Source organism: Acidimicrobiia bacterium (assembly GCA_040880805.1).
GTDB lineage: Bacteria > Actinomycetota > Acidimicrobiia > IMCC26256 > DASPTH01 > DASPTH01.
Window position 1 is genome coordinate 105,601 of sequence record JBBDHW010000019.1, and the last position, 17,068, is coordinate 122,668.

At 68.9% G+C, this 17,068-nt stretch carries 18 protein-coding genes; 12 read left to right on the forward strand and 6 right to left on the reverse strand.

The window, feature by feature from the left end:
• Positions 1 to 176: 176 nt before the first annotated feature.
• From WD271_03915 to WD271_03925, 3 genes are read right to left on the reverse strand one after another with little or no spacing between them, the layout of a single operon-like run.
• Positions 177 to 1,769, reverse strand: a complete 1,593-nt coding sequence (locus WD271_03915) for a cupredoxin domain-containing protein (GenBank protein ID MEX1006973.1) — start codon at positions 1,767 to 1,769, stop codon at positions 177 to 179.
• Positions 1,766 to 3,337, reverse strand: coding sequence for a leucyl aminopeptidase (locus WD271_03920; GenBank protein MEX1006974.1), 1,572 nt, complete (start codon positions 3,335 to 3,337; stop codon positions 1,766 to 1,768). The genes WD271_03915 and WD271_03920 overlap by 4 nt, the downstream gene beginning before the upstream one ends.
• 14 nt (positions 3,338 to 3,351) lie before the next feature.
• A complete protein-coding gene (locus WD271_03925) occupies positions 3,352 to 3,909 on the reverse strand; it encodes a cob(I)yrinic acid a,c-diamide adenosyltransferase (GenBank protein ID MEX1006975.1) in 558 nt (185 codons plus the stop codon).
• 43 nt (positions 3,910 to 3,952) lie between these two features.
• Between WD271_03925 and WD271_03930 the strand changes: the two genes are divergently transcribed.
• From WD271_03930 to WD271_03985, 12 genes are read left to right on the forward strand one after another with little or no spacing between them, the layout of a single operon-like run.
• Positions 3,953 to 4,888, forward strand: coding sequence for a decaprenyl-phosphate phosphoribosyltransferase (locus WD271_03930; protein ID MEX1006976.1), 936 nt, complete (start codon positions 3,953 to 3,955; stop codon positions 4,886 to 4,888).
• Between the two features lie 8 nt (positions 4,889 to 4,896).
• Complete coding sequence (locus WD271_03935) at positions 4,897 to 6,255, forward strand: FAD-binding oxidoreductase (GenBank protein ID MEX1006977.1); 1,359 nt, start codon at positions 4,897 to 4,899, stop codon at positions 6,253 to 6,255.
• A 15-nt stretch (positions 6,256 to 6,270) separates the two neighbouring features.
• Entirely contained in the window at positions 6,271 to 7,032 is a 762-nt protein-coding gene (locus tag WD271_03940) for a decaprenylphospho-beta-D-erythro-pentofuranosid-2-ulose 2-reductase (protein MEX1006978.1), read from the forward strand.
• Positions 7,032 to 7,607: a 2'-5' RNA ligase family protein gene (locus tag WD271_03945; GenBank protein MEX1006979.1), complete on the forward strand. Its 576-nt coding sequence runs from the start codon at positions 7,032 to 7,034 to the stop codon at positions 7,605 to 7,607. Before WD271_03940 ends, WD271_03945 begins: the two co-directional genes overlap by 1 nt.
• Positions 7,600 to 7,986 (forward strand): hypothetical protein, encoded by a 387-nt coding sequence (locus WD271_03950; GenBank protein MEX1006980.1) that lies wholly within the window; start codon positions 7,600 to 7,602, stop codon positions 7,984 to 7,986. The genes WD271_03945 and WD271_03950 overlap by 8 nt, the downstream gene beginning before the upstream one ends.
• Positions 7,983 to 8,315, forward strand: a complete 333-nt coding sequence (locus WD271_03955) for an antibiotic biosynthesis monooxygenase (protein ID MEX1006981.1) — start codon at positions 7,983 to 7,985, stop codon at positions 8,313 to 8,315. The genes WD271_03950 and WD271_03955 overlap by 4 nt, the downstream gene beginning before the upstream one ends.
• 23 nt (positions 8,316 to 8,338) lie before the next feature.
• Positions 8,339 to 8,611, forward strand: coding sequence for a type II toxin-antitoxin system prevent-host-death family antitoxin (locus WD271_03960; protein MEX1006982.1), 273 nt, complete (start codon positions 8,339 to 8,341; stop codon positions 8,609 to 8,611).
• Positions 8,608 to 9,000 (forward strand): type II toxin-antitoxin system VapC family toxin, encoded by a 393-nt coding sequence (locus WD271_03965; GenBank protein MEX1006983.1) that lies wholly within the window; start codon positions 8,608 to 8,610, stop codon positions 8,998 to 9,000. Before WD271_03960 ends, WD271_03965 begins: the two co-directional genes overlap by 4 nt.
• Positions 8,997 to 9,356 (forward strand): VOC family protein, encoded by a 360-nt coding sequence (locus WD271_03970; GenBank protein MEX1006984.1) that lies wholly within the window; start codon positions 8,997 to 8,999, stop codon positions 9,354 to 9,356. Before WD271_03965 ends, WD271_03970 begins: the two co-directional genes overlap by 4 nt.
• Before the next feature lie 30 nt (positions 9,357 to 9,386).
• Positions 9,387 to 10,040, forward strand: a complete 654-nt coding sequence (locus WD271_03975; GenBank protein MEX1006985.1) for an HAD-IB family hydrolase — start codon at positions 9,387 to 9,389, stop codon at positions 10,038 to 10,040.
• 55 nt (positions 10,041 to 10,095) lie between these two features.
• Positions 10,096 to 13,560 carry a methionine synthase gene (gene metH, locus WD271_03980; protein MEX1006986.1) on the forward strand — a complete coding sequence of 1,155 codons (3,465 nt, stop codon included), beginning with the start codon at positions 10,096 to 10,098 and terminating at the stop codon, positions 13,558 to 13,560.
• Positions 13,561 to 13,563: 3 nt separating this feature from the next.
• Complete coding sequence (locus WD271_03985) at positions 13,564 to 14,241, forward strand: methyltransferase domain-containing protein (GenBank protein MEX1006987.1); 678 nt, start codon at positions 13,564 to 13,566, stop codon at positions 14,239 to 14,241.
• Positions 14,242 to 14,262: 21 nt separating this feature from the next.
• On the opposite strand, the gene WD271_03990 is transcribed toward WD271_03985, so the two are convergent.
• The 3 genes from WD271_03990 to WD271_04000 are packed head-to-tail and all read right to left on the reverse strand — an operon-like array spanning position 14,263 to position 17,064.
• A complete protein-coding gene (locus WD271_03990) occupies positions 14,263 to 15,702 on the reverse strand; it encodes a hypothetical protein (protein ID MEX1006988.1) in 1,440 nt (479 codons plus the stop codon).
• Positions 15,695 to 16,126: an acyltransferase gene (locus WD271_03995; GenBank protein ID MEX1006989.1), complete on the reverse strand. Its 432-nt coding sequence runs from the start codon at positions 16,124 to 16,126 to the stop codon at positions 15,695 to 15,697. Before WD271_03995 ends, WD271_03990 begins: the two co-directional genes overlap by 8 nt.
• Complete coding sequence (locus WD271_04000) at positions 16,123 to 17,064, reverse strand: NAD-dependent epimerase/dehydratase family protein (GenBank protein ID MEX1006990.1); 942 nt, start codon at positions 17,062 to 17,064, stop codon at positions 16,123 to 16,125. The genes WD271_03995 and WD271_04000 overlap by 4 nt, the downstream gene beginning before the upstream one ends.
• Between the last annotated feature and the right edge of the window lie 4 nt (positions 17,065 to 17,068).

Consider the following 17,068-nt stretch of genomic DNA (forward strand, 5'->3'; position numbering starts at 1 on the left):
CGACCGCACTCCTGCGCGGCGTCGATGCGGTCGGCGCATTCGAGCTCCTGCGCCGCCGATGGGCCGAGCTCGGTGGAGAGGGCGACTGGGCACTCGACGAGCGGCGCAAAGTCGAGCGATTGCAGCTCGAGGCTGCCGCCCGCGCGGTGGAACGCCGCTGGTTCGAGGACGAGTGACTACGACGGGCGAGCGACGGAGGCGAGGTCGACCTTCGGTGGCGCGCCCGCTGGTCGCGCCTTCGCGTTCTTGGCGTTCGCCATGTTCTGCTGCTCTGGGGGAACCGGCGTCTTCTTGTAGTCGCGCCCCGTCGGATTGTTCGACGTGTCGAGAAAACGTGTGATCAGCAGGGCGCCATCGCTCGGGTCACCGGTGCCGGCACCGTCGCACGGCATGAGCTGCTCGAGGTTCTTGGGGGCCGAAGTGCCGTACTGGTTGTCGGCGAAACAATTGCCGTCGGCCGGGGTCGCGAGAATCACTGCGAGGTCGGCCAGGCTCGATCCCTGCACGTCGTTGCCGCGCACCTCGTTGCCGGTCGACGGCCAGAAGTTCTGCTGGAGTGCGGGATTGGGCGCGATGGCGATGCCGATCACAGCATTGCCGGGTGCATGGTTTCGCAGGACCTTGTTGTCCGACGCGCCGACGAGCACGATGCCGCCGCCGTAGAGAACGTCGAACTCCTCCGTTGACGATCGGGCCGCGTCGGTGCTGCCGTTCAGCTCGACGAGATTGCCCGCGATCGTGGCGCCTCGTTGCGGCGGCAGCTCCTCGCTGTCGAGCGTGTTCGGGACGATGCCGGTCCGGTTCTTGCGCCAAACGGAGCGAACGATGAAGAGGTCGCCGCCCGCGTTCGTACCCGAATAACCGAGCTGGTTGAACTCCGACACGACGTCGGTGATCACCGCGTGGCACGGATTGCACTGCCCGATGTAGAAGCCGGCGTCGGGGCTGCCCGACGCGTACGAGTTGTCGAACACACCCCACTGCGAGTCGTAGGAAAAGATGCCGTAGTCACCGTTGCGGTACGCCGTGAGGTACGAGCCCCGGTACCCGCGAACGCCATCCCAGTAGAACCCGTTCTCGGTGTAGTTGCGCGCGGTGAGGTTCTCGATCGCGACGCCGTCGGCTCCCACCACCTTCACGCCGTTCTCGCGCTCGAAGTCGCCGTCGAGGATCGTGCGGTTGCGGTCGAGCCCGCGCAGCACGATGCCCTTGGTCGCGATGGTGACCGTCTCGTGGTACACGCCCGGTGACACCAGCACGAGGTCGCCGGGCTTTGCGCGGTCGACTCCCCCTTGGATCGTCTTCGCGTCGGCGGGGACGCGAATCGTGCGGCCCGACGAGGCGATCGAGGGCGCGGGCGAGTCGCCGGACCCGGTCGGCGCGACGTCGGACGCGCCGACGTCGTCACCCACAGCAAGGGTGGCGTGCTGGCCCTTACCGGGCGCGCCGTGCAGCGTGCAGTAGTACGAGAACTTCCCGGCATCCTCGAAGCGGAACGCGTACGACTGTCCGGGCGAGAGGTTCTTGCTGCCGAAGGCGTCACCTGAGTTCGGCGTGACGTTGTGCCGATTCCGACCCTCGTTGACCCAGCGAACGGTGGTGCCGGGCTTCACGCCGAGACGCGACGGACGGAACACGTTGTCGCGCACGTGGACCGTGACGACGGTGCCACCAGAAGGCACGCGCGCCGCGGCCGGACGCGCGACCAACACGAGAGCCGGTGCGAGGAGGATGAGCGCGGCAACGATCGCCGCGCAGCGAGACTTCACCGACGAGTGCGTCGCCGAGCTCCGTTCGTCGACTTCGCGGACTTCGCGGACTTCACGGACTTCGCGGGCTTCACGTCCGACGACGTCGGGGGCTCGAACGTGCGCGCCAACTCGAGGAGCGTACGCACACCGAAGCCGGTGCCGCCCTTCGGGTGGTAGCCGTCGTCTCCGGAGAGGAACGCGGGGCCGGCGATGTCGAGGTGCGCCCACGGCACGCCCTCGACGAACTCCTGGAGGAAGATCCCGGCGGTGAGCGCGCCACCCTCGCGCGGTCCGATGTTCTTCATGTCGGCGACCGCCGAGTCGATGCCCTTGCGATAGTCGGTGGGCAGCGGGAGCGGCCACACGCGTTCGCCGGCGCGATCGGCCGCGGCCTGCACCTGACTGGTCCAGCCGTCGTCGTTCCCCATCAGCCCGGCGATCTTCTCGCCGAGGGCGACGACACACGCACCGGTGAGGGTCGCGAGGTCGATCACCGCGGCCGACTTGTCTTCGGACGCGAGCGACAGCGCGTCGGCGAGGATGAGCCGGCCCTCGGCGTCGGTGTTCAGCACCTCGACGGTCTTGCCGTTGTGGATGCGCAACACGTCGCCGGGGCGGATGGCCGTTCCGCTCGGCATGTTCTCGACCAGCGGGACATAGCCGGTGACGCGCGTCTTCACCCCGAGCTCGCGCAGCGCCGACATCGCGCCGATCACTGCGGCGGCACCCGACATGTCGCACTTCATGGTCTCCATACCCGCACCAGTCTTGAGCGAAAGCCCACCGGAGTCGAACACCACGCCTTTGCCCACGAACGCGAGTGCTTTGCCGCTCGTACCCGCGGGCGTGTAGGTGAGCTTCAAGAACCGCGGGGTCTGGTGCGAGCCCTGACCGACACCCAGCACACCGCCGAGCTTTTGCTGTCGAAGCTGCGGGACGTCGAGCACCTGCACAGTGACGCCGCGGCCGCGGAGCAACCGGCGCGCTTCCGCCGCCATCTCCGCCGGCGGCTTTGCCTGAGCGGGCTGGTTCACGATGTCGCGCGCCCACACCACCGCGTCGGCGATCACCGAACCGCGAGCGAGCGCGGCGCGTACCTCGGCGCCACCATCACTGATCACGCTGACCTTCGAGAGCTTGGTGGGCTTGCCGTCGCGCTTGTACTCGAGGAACTGGTACGCGCCCATCACCATTCCCTCGGCGACGGCCTGGGCGGCGTCGGCGCGCGGCAGATCCGGGGCGACGCTCACGAGCGTGGTGGCCACTGACACCGCCCTTGTCGCGCGACGCGCAACCGCGGCCGCGGCGCGGCGCAGGTCGTCGACGGTGAGCTTGTCGATCTCACCGACACCGACGAGCACCGCGGCCTTCGCGCGCAACTTCCCGGACGTGGGCACCGCGAGCGTCTCGCCGAGGTTGCCCTCGAAATCGGTCTCTTCGAGGAACGCGGCGAGCCCGCCGTCGAGCGCGGCATCGACCGCGTCGGCACCCGGCCCGAGGATTCGCGTCTTCGCGATCGGTACCGCGAGCAGCTCGGCCGCGACGCGGTCCGCGGGTGTCGTGACGACTGAGAACGTGAGCCCCACGGGTTCCTCCGGAGTCAGGATCGCGTTCGCACCGGGCGGAAGGTTCCCTCCTGCCAGCGGGCGAGCGTGTACACGAGATCGGCGAGCCGGTTGAGATACGGGATCACCCGGCTCTCGGGTAGCCAGCCCGCGTGCGCGGCGGCGACAGACTGACGCTCTGCGCGTCGTACCACGGTGCGGGCGACATCGAGCGCGGCCGCCACCCGGTTCTCGCCCGGGAGCACGAACTCGGCAGGCGGTTCGTAGCGAGCCGTGATGTCGTCGATGATCGGCTCGAGCGCATCCACCATGTCCTCGGTGGTGACCGACACGCCCGGCTCAAGCTTTCCCCGGTTCTCCGGCGCGGTCGCGAGCTCCGCCCCTACTACGAAGAGCTCGCGCTGGAGTCGCACGAGCAGCTCGTCGAGCTCCGACCCGCGATCGGTCTCCGCGCGCGCGAGCCCGAGCGCCGAGACCGCTTCGTCGACTGCGCCGTACGCGTCCGGCCCCACCGTGTCTTTGCCGACGCGCCCGCCGTACAGAAGACCGGTCGTGCCGTCGTCGCCCGTGCGCGTGTATACCTTTCGTACCATCGGTGCCGGAGTCTACGACCCCCCGTTCGCGTAGCCTGGGGCGATGTCTGCGGTCCCCGAACCATCTCCGGAGACCCCCACCGGGGACCCAGCACCGCTTCCGCGTCCGTCACAGGTGCGCGCCATCATCAAGACCGCGCGCCCCAAGCAATGGATCAAGAACGTCCTCGTGTTCGCGGCGCCTGCCGCCGCGGGCGTGCTCGACGAGGCCGACGCGATCGCCAAGACGCTCATTGCGTTCCTCGCCTTCTGCCTCGCTGCAAGCGGCACCTACCTGCTCAACGACGCCGCCGACGCGGAGGCGGACCGTCTGCACCCCACGAAGCGCTCGCGTCCGATCGCGGCGGGCAACCTCTCACCGAGCGTCGCTCGGGGCGTGGCCGTCGGTCTGATCGTGGTCGCGTGCGCGATCACCGCGCCCATCAACGACGGCAAGCTCACGGCGGTCGTCGCCGCGTACGTCGCGGTCACCCTCTCGTACACGCTCTGGCTCAAGCACGAGCCGGTGATCGACCTCGCGGCGGTGGCCGCAGGGTTCGTGTTCCGGGCCATCGCCGGCGGCGTCGCCACCGGCGTGCGGCTGTCCGACTGGTTCCTGATCGTCGCGGGTGCCGGATCACTGTTCATCGTCACGGGGAAGCGTCACGCGGAGCAGGTCGAGCTCGGGTCGGCGTCGCACGGCCACCGCAGCACGCTCGGTGAGTACTCCACCGCGTACCTCGGTTTCGTCCGCGCGGTCGCGGCCGGCGTGATGATCACCGCATACTGTCTCTGGGCGTTCGAGAACGCGAGCAAGACCGGCGACACCACGTGGTTCCGCCTGTCGATCGTGCCGTTCGTGATCGGCGTGCTCCGCTACGGCTTCGTGATCGAGGAGGGTGGGGGTGGCGCGCCCGAGGAAGTCGTGCTCGGCGATCGGGTGCTCATGGTGGTCGGCGTGATCTGGGCAGTTACGTTCATGCTCGGCGTGCGCGGCTGAGGAACTTCGTGGCCGACGCGCGCTCCGAGATGCTCACGGGATGGAGTCGTACCGCGCCGAGCGCAGCCACGGTCGTCTCCGTATCGAGTGATACCGAGGTCGACGATCTGCTCGCACACGCGGGCGAGCGCGGGATCATCGCGCGCGGTCTCGGCCGCAGCTACGGCGACGCCGCGCAAAACGCCGGTGGCACGGTGCTCGACGGCCTCTCGCTCGCAGACGTCATCGACGTCGACGTCGCGCGCGACACGGTCCGCGTCGCCGCGGGCATCAGCTTCGACACGCTCATGCGCTTCGTCGTGCCCCTCGGCTTCTTCGTTCCCGTCACCCCGGGCACGCGTCTCGTCACGGTTGGCGGGGCACTTGCCGCCGACGTGCACGGGAAGAACCATCACGTCGACGGCAGCCTGGCCAACCACGTCGAGGCGTTCACGCTGCACACGCCGAAGGGCGTCGTCACCGTGACGCCCGACTCCGACCCGGAGCTCTTCTGGGGCACCGCCGGGGCCATGGGCCTCACCGGCGTGGTCACCGAGGTCGTGCTGCGGCTGCTCCCGGTGGAGACGTCGCTCCTCCGCACGCGCAACGAGCGTTGCCACGATCTCGACACCGTGATGGCGCGGATGCTCGACGACGACGCCGACTACCGCTACTCCGTCGCATGGATCGACTGCCTCGCGAGCGGCACGTCACTCGGTCGCTCGATCTTGTCCCGTGGCGACCACGCGCAGCGCGACGAGCTCCCACCGAAGCACCGAGCCAAGCCACTGCACTTCGATCCGCAGGCGCGGATCGGCGCACCGCCGTGGGCACCGAACGGGCTGCTCAACCGCGCGAGCATCGCGATCTTCAACGAGTTGTGGTACCGCGTGTCGCCGCGACTCCACGGGGGCGGGTTCGAGACGATCTCGTCGTTCTTCCATCCGCTCGACGGCGTGCGCGAGTGGAACCGTCTGTATGGAAGTAGGGGGTTCCTCCAGTACCAGTACGTCGTCCCCGACGACGCCCACGCGGCGGTGCGCCGGTCGGTCGAGATGTTGAGCCACGCGCGCGCCGCCTCCTTTCTCGCCGTGCTCAAGCGCTTCGGCGCACAGAACCCGGGGCCGCTGTCGTTCCCCGCGCCGGGCTGGACCCTCGCGCTCGACATCCCGGCGACCGTGCCGGGCCTCGCGCAGCTGCTCGACGACCTCGACGAGCTGGTCGCCGACGTCGGCGGCCGCGTCTATCTCGCCAAGGACTCGCGCCTCCGCCCGGAGCTCCTCCCGGTGATGTACCCCGATCTCCCCCGCTTCGCCGAGCTCCGCGCCCGCGTCGACCCTGCCGGCGTCCTCCAGTCCGACCTCCGACGGCGCTTGGGGCTGCCTTAGCCCGGAAAGGAAGACATGCAGGACTCGTTGGGGTCGGTGCAGTCGGTGCTCGTGCTCGGCGCCGGGTCCGACATCGCGCACGCGACGTTGCGAGCGCTCGTGAAGCGACGGGCGCGGACGATCGTGCTCGCGGCGCGAGAGCCGGCTTCGCTCGTGCCGCTTGCAGAGGAGCTGCGCGCGCTCGGCGCGGACAAAGTCGAGACCATCGCGTTCGACGCGCGCGACACCGAGCACCACGCGGCGCTCATCGACGACGTGTTCGGCCGCGTGGGCGACATCGACCTCGCGCTGCTCGCGTTCGGCGTGCTCGGCGATCAAGCGCAGGCCGAGCGCGATCCTGATGCCGCGGTCGACATCGCGCGCGTGAACTACCTCGGATCGGTGTCGGTCGGGGTGCCGCTCGCACAGAAGATGCGCGCGCAGGGGCACGGCGCGATCGTCGCGATGTCATCCGTAGCCGGCGAGCGCGCACGCCGTTCGAACTTCGTGTACGGATCGTCGAAGGCGGGAATGGACGCCTTCTTCCAGGGACTCGGCGACAGCCTCGTCGGGAGCGGCGTGAAGGTGATGATCGTCCGGCCGGGCTTCGTACACACGAAGATGACCGAAGGCATGGACCCCGCGCCGCTGTCGACCACCGCGGACGCGGTCGCGGTCGCGATCGTGCACGGCCTGGAGCGCGGCAGCGAGACGGTCTGGGTGCCACCCACACTCCGATACGTGATGTCGGCACTGCGGCACGTTCCACGCCCGATCTTCCGCAAGCTCCCGATCTGATGGGGGCCGCCACCCACAGCGCACTCCTCGTCGCCGTACCGGCCGCTGAGGCGCTGATCAGTGAACATCGAGCCCGTCTCGATCCCTCGGCACTTCGAGGCGTGCCTCCCCACGTCACCGTGTTGTACCCGTTCATGGCCCCGGACGAGATCGACGACGACGTGGTCGAGTGCCTTGCCCGCGGTTTCGCGGCGTGCCCACGGTTCCAGTTCGAACTCGCCGACGTCCGTTGGTTCGGCGACACCGTCGCCTACCTCGCCCCCGAACCCGCTGGACCATTCCGAGATCTCACCCGGAACGCAGTGGAGCTCTTTCCTGCGTTTCCCCCCTACCAAGGCGCGTACGCCGACCTCACGCCACACGTCACGATCGGGCAGGACGCGCCGATCGACGTCCTTCGCGCAGCCGTAGATGCAGTGGCGACAGCGCTCCCGATCCACACCTCGGCCACCGCGCTCACGCTGATGGTCGGCGGTACCGAGCCCGCGTCGTGGCGCGTCCACACGCAATTCCCGTTCGGGAGCGAGCGACCGAGAGCCGGGTATCCCGGCGAGCAGCGAGCGACCCATGATTAGGTCCAACGAGCGACCGGTCGACGCGACCCCGGTACGCACCGACGAGCTCCCCGCGACGCCGCAGCGCGATCGGAAGATTCCTGCCACTGCGTGGATCGAGGCGCCGCGGCCGCTCCTCGAGCTCGGCGCCGACATCGACGAGCCGATCGTCGGGTACCTCCGGCGAATCGGTCCGTGGTTGTTGTGGCGGGCGGGCCCACCGTCGCGCGGGGACGCGCGTTATATGGCGCTCTCGGCCGACGACCTCGGCGCGACGTGGACGTTCCGCGTGTTCCCCGACGGGAGCGGAGAGGGAGAAGGACCCGACGGCGTCGTGCACCACCGCTTCCGCACCTGGAAGGAAGCACTGCGCGACGCCGGGAAGGGAGCTGCGCAATGAGCTCGAAACCGGTGAGCCAGATGGTGACGGTGTTCCGATCGCGACTGCGCGCCGACGCCGGTGCCGACTACGCGCGCACCGCGGAGGAGATGGAGCGACTGGCGCGCGCGATACCCGGGTTCGTCGACTTCAAGCAGTTCGTCGCCGACGACGGCGAGCGCGTCTCCGTCATCACGTTCGCGTCACAGGCTGCGCATGACGCGTGGCGCGACGACCCCCGACACCGCGTCGCTCAGCAGCGCGGCCGCGACCACTGGTACGCCGAGTACCGCATCCAGGTGTGCGAGCTGGTCGCCGAGCGAACGTTCGTGGCCCACGCCGACGACTGAGCAATTGTGCTACCTTGTGCGTCATGGAGCGCGTCGGCGTGCGGGAGCTGCGGCAGAACCTGAGCGTCTACCTGCGGCGGGTGAAGGAGGGCGAGTCGCTCGAGGTCACCGAGCACGGCCACCCCGTCGCGGTGCTGGCCCCGCTGCGCGAGCCGCAGAGCGCGTTCGACCGCATGCTGGCCGAGGGCCGCATCCGCCCAGCCGTCGGCACGATCGATGACATTCCATTTCCCCCGGGTCCGGTGAGCTATGGAGGTACCGAAGCTCTCGCGGCCGACCGGGAAGGAAAAGAGTGACGGTTGCCTACGTGGAGTCGTCGGCGTTGGTCAAGCTCGCCGTCGCCGAACCCGAGACACCCGACCTGAAGGGTGCCCTCGGCGCGCACGATCGAATCGTCTCGAGTGATCTCGGCGCGATCGAAGCGACGCGAGCAGCCTGGCGTCGCGACGGCGACTCCGGTGCTGCGCGAGCCCGCGCCGCGCTCCTCAGGATCTTCCTGATCCCGATCGACCGTCCCGTCATCGACGTGGCCTGCCGTCTCGCAACCCCAACGCTTCGGTCTCTCGACGCGATCCACATCGCGACCGCTCTGGGCCTGATCGCGGACGGCGTCACCTTCTACTCGTATGACCAGCGCGCGCTCGACGCCGCGCGAGCAGCAGGGCTGTCCGTCGCGTCACCGTGAGTATCACCGGACTCGATCACGTGCAGCTGGCGATGCCCGTAGGGCGTGAAGAGGAGGCCGACGCCTTCTACCGCGACCTGCTCGGGTTCGACGTCGTTCCGAAGCCGGCATCGCTCGCCGCGCGCGGTGGGCGCTGGTACCGCGCCGGTGGCGTGCAGGTGCACCTGGGTGTCGACGCCGACTTCCGTCCGGCGAAGAAGGCGCATCCCGCGCTCGTCGTCGACGGTATCGACGAGCTCGCGGCGCGCCTCCAAGCAGCGGGCGTCACGCCGCACTGGGAAGACGAACAACCCGGGATGCGTCACTGCTACGTCGATGATCCGTTCGGCAACCGGATCGAGCTGATCGCCGGCTGACGCACGACGGCTCGCTACCCTCGAGGGCGCGTGCGTTCCACTCCTCCCGCTCGTGTCACACCGGTCGTCGCCGCGTTCGACTTCGACGGCACCCTCTCGACACGCGACAACTTCATGCCCTTCCTGTTCCGGGTCGCAGGCGCGCCCGCCGCCACCCAGACGCTGGCCACGAGCGGTGTGCGAGTCGCGCGGAATGGCCGCTCCGAGTGGGGGCGCGACGCAGTCAAGGCCGAGGTACTACGCCGTATCTTCGCCGACTACGACGCCGACCGTTTCGACACGCTCGGGCGCGAGTTCGCCTCCGACATCGTGCGTCGGCACCTCCGTCCCGAAGCAGTCGACCGCGTCGACTGGCACCGCACGCAGGGCCACAAGCTGGTGGTGGTCTCGGCATCGCTCGGCGTCTACGTACGCCCCGTCGCCGAGCGACTGCGCTTCGACGCGGTGCTGGCCACCGAACTCGAGCTCGGACCCGGAGGCAAGCTGACCGGCAAGCTCGAGGGCGCCAACGTGCGAGGTGCCGAGAAGACGCGGCGACTCGATGTCTGGCTCGGCGGCGAGCCGGCGTACGTGTGGGCGTACGGCGACAGCTCGGGCGACCGCGAGCTCTGGGCGCGCGCCGACCGGCCGGTGCGCGTCACGAGGAAGCGCCGCTTCGCGCGAGACCGCGTCTCCATCGAATAATGGGCATGGAATGACCGGCGGGATCGCGAACCGCCTCCGGTAGCCTGGGACTTCAATGTCGGAGTTTCTCGCCTCCATGCGCGAACGCGTCCTGATCTTCGACGGCGCGTTCGGTACATGGGTCCAAGGACAACAGCTCGGCCCCGACGACTTCGGTGGAGAGGCACTCGAAGGTTGCAACGAGCACCTCGTGCTCTCGCGACCCGATCTCATTCGGCAGATGCACCGCGAGTATTTCGAAGCGGGCGTCGATGCGGTAGAAACCGCCACGTTCGGTGCGTTCGGCATCGTGCTCGCCGAGTACGACATCGCCGAGAAGACCTACGAGCTGAACGAGGCCGCGGCCCGGATCGCGAAGGAGGTCGCGGCCGACTTCGCCACGCCGGATCGGCCCCGCTTCGTGATCGGGTCCGTCGGCCCCGGCACCAAGCTGCCGTCGCTCGGCCACATCGACTTCGCCACGCTGCGCGACTCCTACGTGAGGCAGGTCGAGGGTCTGCTCGCCGGCGGCGTCGACGTGCTCCTGGTCGAGACCGTGCAGGACCTGCTCCAAGGCAAGGCGGCGCTCATCGCGTGCCGCCGCGCGATGGCAACCGTCGGTCGCGAGGTCCCGTTGATGGTGCAGGTCACTGTCGAGACGACCGGTCGGCTCTTGCTCGGCTCCGAGATCGGCGCCGCGCTCACCACGCTCGAGGCGATGCGCCCCGACGTGATCGGCCTGAACTGCGCGACCGGTCCGGCCGAGATGACCGAGCACCTGCGCTACCTGTCGCGCCACGGGCGCACGTTCCTGTCGTGCCTCCCCAACGCCGGACTGCCGTCCGTCGTCGACGGTCGCGAGCACTACGACCTCACGCCCGAGGTGCTCGCCGACGCGCACGACCGGTTCGTCACCGAGTTCGGGCTCAACATCGTGGGCGGCTGTTGCGGCACCACGCCGGCGCACCTGCGTGCAGTCGTCGACCGCATCGGCGCACGCGCGCCCGTGCCGCGCAACGTGGAGTACGAACCCGCGTGCTCGTCGATCTACACCCCGGTCACGTTCCACCAAGACACTGCGTACCTCGCCATCGGCGAGCGGATGAACGCGAACAGCTCCAAGAAGTTCCGCAACTCGATGATCGACGCCGACTGGGACACCTGCCTGCAGCTCGCGCGCGAGCAGGTGAAGGAAGGTGCCCACGTGCTCGACCTCTGCGTCGACTACGTGGGACGCCCCGGCACCGACGACATGGCGGAGCTCGTGAGCAGAGTCGCCACCCAGGCCGGGCTGCCGCTCGTGCTCGACAGCACCGAGCCCCAGGTACTCGAGGCCGGTCTCCAGCACATCGGCGGCAAGCCCGTCCTCAACTCCGCGAACCTCGAAGAGGGCGAGGAGCCGGGCAAGCGGTTCGACCGCGTGATGTCGCTCGCGCGCGAGTACGGCGCTGCGGTCGTCTGCATGTGCATCGACGAAGAAGGGCAGGCGCGCACGGCCCACCGGAAGGTGGAGATCGCACGCCGCATCCGCGACCTCGCCGTCGAGCGCTACGGCATCGAACCGTCCGACCTCCTGTTCGACTGCAACACCCTCACGCTCGCCACCGGCATCGAGGAGAGCCGCGGCGACGGCGTCGAGACCATCGAGGGGATCCGGCGCATCAAGACCGAGCTCCCCGGCGTGTGGACCGTGCTCGGCCTCTCGAACATCAGCTTCGGGTTCAAGCCCGCCGCGCGCCACGTGCTCAACAGCGTGTTCCTCAACGAGTGCCGCGCAGCCGGGCTCGACGCCGCGATCGTGCACGCCGCGCGCATCCTGCCGATGCACCGCATCGACGAACAGGTGAGAGACGTCACCCTCGACCTCATCTACGACCGACGCCGCGAGGGCTACGACCCGCTCACCGCGTTCCTCAGCGCGTTCGAAGGCGTCGAGGCCGACGCGGTCGAGCGCGAAGACCGCTCGGGCTGGCCGGTCGAGGAGCGCCTCAAGCACCGAATCATCGACGGCGTCCGCGACGGCCTCGAAACCGACCTCGAGGAACAGCTCGGCACGCTCCCCGCGCTCGCGATCGTCAACGACGTGCTGCTCGACGGCATGAAGGTCGTCGGCGACCTCTTCGGGTCGGGCCAGATGCAGCTCCCGTTCGTGTTGCAGAGCGCGGAGACGATGAAGGCCGCGGTGTCGTACCTCGAGCCCCACATGGAGAAGGCGGACGCCGGCGGCAAGGGCACGCTCGTGATCGGCACCGTGAAGGGCGACGTCCACGACATCGGCAAGAACCTCGTCGACATCATCCTCACCAACAACGGCTACGAGGTGCACAACATCGGCATCAAGGCGCCGCTGTCGGCATTCCTCGAGAAGGCCGAGGAGGTGAGCGCCGACGCGATCGGCATGAGCGGGCTGCTCGTGAAGAGCACAGTGATCATGCGCGAGAACCTCGAGGCGCTGAACGAGCGCGGGCTGTCCGACACTCCCGTCCTGCTCGGCGGCGCCGCGCTCACGCGCACCTATGTGGAGCGCGACCTGCGCGGGATCTACGAGGGCCGGCTCTTCTACGGCAAGGACGCGTTCGAGGGACTCCACACGATGGACCGGCTCATGGAAGGCAAGCGCACGGGTGAGCTCGATCCCGACTTCGGCCGCGCGCTCGGCGGGCGCGACCTGCCCGCGCGCAAGTCGGCGTCGCGCGAGAACGATCTCGCACCCGTCACCACGCGGTCCGACGTCGCCACCGACGTGACGGTGTTCGTACCGCCGTTCGTCGGATCACGCGTCGCCAAGGGGATGCCGCTCGACGACATCGCCGCCTACCTCAACGAAACCGGGCTGTTCCGAAATCAGTGGCAGTTCCGTCCCGACAAGTCGATCGCCGAGACCGACGCCGACTTCAAGGAGCGCCTCCGCGCCACGTTGCGCGCCGAGCTCGACATCGCGAAGGCCGAGGGCTGGCTGGTCCCTGCAGTGGTGTGGGGCTACTTCCCGGTGAACTCCGAGGGCAACGATCTCGTCGTGTGGGCCGACGACGACCGCCGTACCGAGCGCCTTCGCTTCACGTTCCCGCGCCAGCGCGACGAGCGCCGCCTCTGCATCGCCGACTTCTTCCGCTCCGTCGCGAGCGGCGACGCCGACTACGCCGCGTTCCACGTGGTCACGGTGGGCGAGCGCGCCTCGCAGCGCGAGCGCGAGCTGTTCGCGGAGGATCGTTACCAGGAGTACCTGCTCTGCCACGGGCTCTCGGTGGAGATGACCGAGGCGCTGGCCGAGCTGTGGCACTACCGGATTCGGGAGGAGTGGGGCTACGTCTCCGAGGACGGCCCCACACTCGCCGGCCTCTTCCGCCAGCAGTACCGCGGGTCGCGCTATTCGTGGGGCTACCCCGCGTGTCCCGACCTCGAGGACCAGGCGAAGCTCGACGACCTGCTCGAGTTGCGCCGCATCGGCGTGCAGCTCACCGAGGAGTTCCAGCTCGAACCCGAGCAGACCACCACGGCGATCATCGTCCCCCACCCCGACGCGAAGTACTTCATCGCCTGACGAATGGGTTCCGCATTGCGCGTCGATCTCGGCTGTGGAAACGTCAAGCGTGATGGGTTCGTCGGTATCGACCAGTTTGCGGGTCCTCGAGTCGACTACGTGCTCGATCTCACGACCGACGTCTATCCGTTTCCCGACGAGTCGGTCGACGAAGTGTTCTCGGCGCACTTCCTCGAGCACATCGAGAGCCCTGACCATGTGTTCAGCGAGATCAGCCGTATCTGTCGTGATGGCGCCCGGATCGAGTTCTGGACACCGTACGCCTTCACGAACGAGGCGTTTCTCTACGGCCATCTGCATGGAATCACCGAAGCGATGTGGAACCACATCGGTGTCGCCCACCGAGACGAGTACATTCCGATGCTCAAGGGCCGGTGGCAACTCGAGCGCTTCGTCTATGTCGTCGACGAGGTCACGATCAACGACCTCGCCGATCATGGTGTCGATCTCGATTTCGCGTTGCGATATTTCAAGGGCGTGGTTCAGGAGTTCGGTGTGGTGATCCAATTCCGCCGAGACCTGAGCATCGCCGCCGCCACCCCCGAGCGTTGCCACGCGACCAGCCGCTTCGGGGAGCACCATCCGCTCGATGCCCAGAGCTCCGGGAGGGTCGCCGCGCCCGCACGCGCGGCACGGGTCACGACAAGGATCCGCCGCCTCGCCCGCAAACTCCGGCCGTGAGCCGGGCGCACTCGTTCGGCGTCAGTGCTTGGCGGCGCACTCCGCGGCGATCGCGAGCACGCTCTGCCGGAATGGTTCGAACACCGACGACTCGGGCGTTGCGTTCGGATCGGCGACCGCCGCGTCGAGAATCGGGCGGAACGCCGGGTCGGACACGACGCCGTTCGCGGTGCAGTCGGCGGTCTTGATACCCACTCCTTGCTCCGCCATCGTCGCCAGCAGGGCATTGCGCACGCCGGCGACGGTCAACGCGGCAACGGACCCGTCCCGGCGCGTCCCACCGGCAGCGCCCGGGTCGCACGCGGTGAGCGTCGAGAGCGCCCCGTCTTGCTGCACGTCGGCCGCGCCCGCCGCTCCCCGCGCCCACTGCCGGAGCGCGTCGCGGAGAGCGTCGCTCGCGTCCTTCGTGCGGCCGGCGAAGCTCGCGCGCACGCACGTCGTACCGTCTCGCTCGAACGTCACCATCGAGTCGCCGGCCCAACCGTCGGCAACCGCGAGCGCGGCGACCGGATCCGACCTGGCGGCCAGGATCAGATAGAGCGCGAACGCGCCGAACACTTCGGGCTTCCCGTCCGCCCGCTCACCCGCTGCCAGCGCCGGCGGCGCCACCTTCGTGGGCTTGGCCCCGTCGACGAGCGTGGTCGGCGTGAGGTACGCGGAGTCGGTGGTGGGCGGATCGCGGAAGAGACCGTCGATCGCGTGCTCGCCTTTGGTCGCCTTCACGACCTGCAGCATCAGCGGCCCGAGCGTGTAGGGACTTTGGAAGATGGTGACGAGCGAGTCGGGCACGCCCTTCGCGCGGGCCTCGTCGAGCGCGTTGCCGGCGGCGGCGTTGCGGGTCTTGTCGTACTGGGCGCGCTCGTCACCCGGCAGCTGGTCCGCGTAGAGCTGCTGCACACGAACCGCATCGCCCTCCACCAGCGCCTTCAGGGCATCCGACGAGTGGTTGCGGTCCGCGGCCCGTTGCAGTTCGACCAGGTCGAAGTGCTGGTCCTGCAAGGCGTGCGTGAGCTCGTGCGCGAGCGTCACCTTCGTGGCCGCGTCGAGCACCTTGCCGCGCACCGTGGCGCGCTTCGTTTTGGGGTCGTAATAGGCGAGCGCCCCGGCCGTCCGGAGCGACGACACCGCGTCGATCAGGTTCACGTCGCCCGCGAGCAAGCCGACGGAGCGCAGTTGCGCCTCGGCCCGTTTGACCTCCGCCTTGTCGTCCGCCGAGAGCTTTCCCTGTTTGACGGTTACCTTCTGCTCGAACGCCGCTTCCGACAGGAAGGCGATGGGCACCGGGTGCTCGAACTTCAGGCCGCGGAGCTGCTCGACCTGCTTCGCGATCGGGAGCACGCGCTGGTCCCAACGACCGTTCGTCGATACCGCGTGCGCGAAGGGCGCGCTCGTCGCGGCGATTGCGAAGACGGCGAGGACCGAGAGTGCACGCGCTCGGAACCAACCTGGCGCGCTAGGCATCATGGACGATGCGCGGCGCGTCGCCGTCGAGCTCGACGTGCCCGATGATCGCGGCCGGGACCCCGCCGACCACGGTGTACGCGGGTACGTCGCGGGTCACAACGGCACCCGCGGCGACCACCGCGCTCTCACCGATCGTGACGCCCATCATCACGACTGCGTTGGCACCGAGGAACACGTGATCGCCGATGACGACGGGCGCGCGGTCGATCCGGTCGTAGCGCCGTCCACTCACGCATCGTCGGACCGTGGAGTGCGTGTAGATGTGGACCCCGCAGCTCACGTCGCACCCCCGGCCGATGGTGAGCCCCCCGGACCCGTCGACAACCGTGAAAGCCCCGATCCAGGTGCCTTCCCCGATCGCCGGCTCGCCGATGATCCACGCGTGCTCGTTGTACGGGTTCTCGGGAAGGGGCGCGCTCACCGCTCCGCTCCCGCCCGCGCGGCCCGCACGATGTCTTCGACGCCTTCCTTCACGCCGATGCCCGGCTCCCAGCCCAGCCGCTCTGCCGCGCGCCGGATGTTGGCCACGCGTCGCGTGACGATGACCGGGCGTGGCCGGAACTGCGGCTCGATGTCGACGCCGACGCTCTCGACGAGGAGGCGCGCGAGCTCGGCCACCGACGTCTCGATGCCGGTTCCCACGTTGCAGACGTTTCCGCTGCTCTCGGCCTCGAGCGCGTGCACGAGCGCCCGCGCGACGTCGGCAACATGGACGAGGTCCATCGTCTGTTCGCCGCTGCCGTCGACGATCGGCGGCTGCCCGTCCAGAAGGCGCTCGAGAAAGATCGACGCGACGGCGGTGTAGTACGCGTCGTTGTGCTGACCGGGGCCGTACACGTTGAAGAACCGGAGGATGTTCCACTCGAGACCGCGGGCGCGGCCGTAGAACTGCAGCAGGTGCTCGCCGGCGAGCTTGCCGAGGCAGTACGGCGTCTGCGGGCGCAGCGGGTCGTCTTCCGTCATCGGCAAGCGCTCGGGTTGCCCGTACACGGATGCGCTCGACGCGAACACGACTCGGCGGACACCGGCGTCGGCGGCAGCCGAGAACACATGCTCCGAACCGCGGATGTCGATGTCGACGCTCTCGGCCGGCGCGGCCTGGCTGCGATTGATGGATGTAGCCGCGAGGTGCGCGACGAGGTCGACGCCCTGCATCGCGTCCGCGACCACGCGCTGGTAGCGGATGTCACCGTCGATCAACTCGGCTCGACCGTCGTCGAGCAGCCGTTGGATCGCGGGAAGATTCGCGCGCCGGAGGTTGTCGAGGATGCGGATGCGGTACCCGCGATCCGCGAGTTGGTGACAGAGGTACGAGCCGATGAAACCCGCGCCACCGGTGACGAGCACGGTCGCGTCCATGCGC

What these genes read in the sequence shown, in the direction of transcription:
- WD271_03960 (MEX1006982.1), top strand. Translation starts at nt 8,339, where the DNA reads ATGGAGCGCGTCGGCGTGCGGGAGCTGCGGCAGAACCTGAGCGTCTAC.
- WD271_03950 (MEX1006980.1), top strand. Translation starts at nt 7,600, where the DNA reads ATGATTAGGTCCAACGAGCGACCGGTCGACGCGACCCCGGTACGCACC.
- WD271_03940 (MEX1006978.1), top strand. Translation starts at nt 6,271, where the DNA reads ATGCAGGACTCGTTGGGGTCGGTGCAGTCGGTGCTCGTGCTCGGCGCC.
- WD271_03955 (MEX1006981.1), top strand. Translation starts at nt 7,983, where the DNA reads ATGAGCTCGAAACCGGTGAGCCAGATGGTGACGGTGTTCCGATCGCGA.
- metH (MEX1006986.1), top strand. Translation starts at nt 10,096, where the DNA reads ATGTCGGAGTTTCTCGCCTCCATGCGCGAACGCGTCCTGATCTTCGAC.
- WD271_03990 (MEX1006988.1), bottom strand. Translation starts at nt 15,702, where the DNA reads ATGCCTAGCGCGCCAGGTTGGTTCCGAGCGCGTGCACTCTCGGTCCTC.
- WD271_04000 (MEX1006990.1), bottom strand. Translation starts at nt 17,064, where the DNA reads ATGGACGCGACCGTGCTCGTCACCGGTGGCGCGGGTTTCATCGGCTCG.
- WD271_03925 (MEX1006975.1), bottom strand. Translation starts at nt 3,909, where the DNA reads ATGGTACGAAAGGTATACACGCGCACGGGCGACGACGGCACGACCGGT.
- WD271_03930 (MEX1006976.1), top strand. Translation starts at nt 3,953, where the DNA reads ATGTCTGCGGTCCCCGAACCATCTCCGGAGACCCCCACCGGGGACCCA.
- WD271_03985 (MEX1006987.1), top strand. Translation starts at nt 13,564, where the DNA reads ATGGGTTCCGCATTGCGCGTCGATCTCGGCTGTGGAAACGTCAAGCGT.
- WD271_03945 (MEX1006979.1), top strand. Translation starts at nt 7,032, where the DNA reads ATGGGGGCCGCCACCCACAGCGCACTCCTCGTCGCCGTACCGGCCGCT.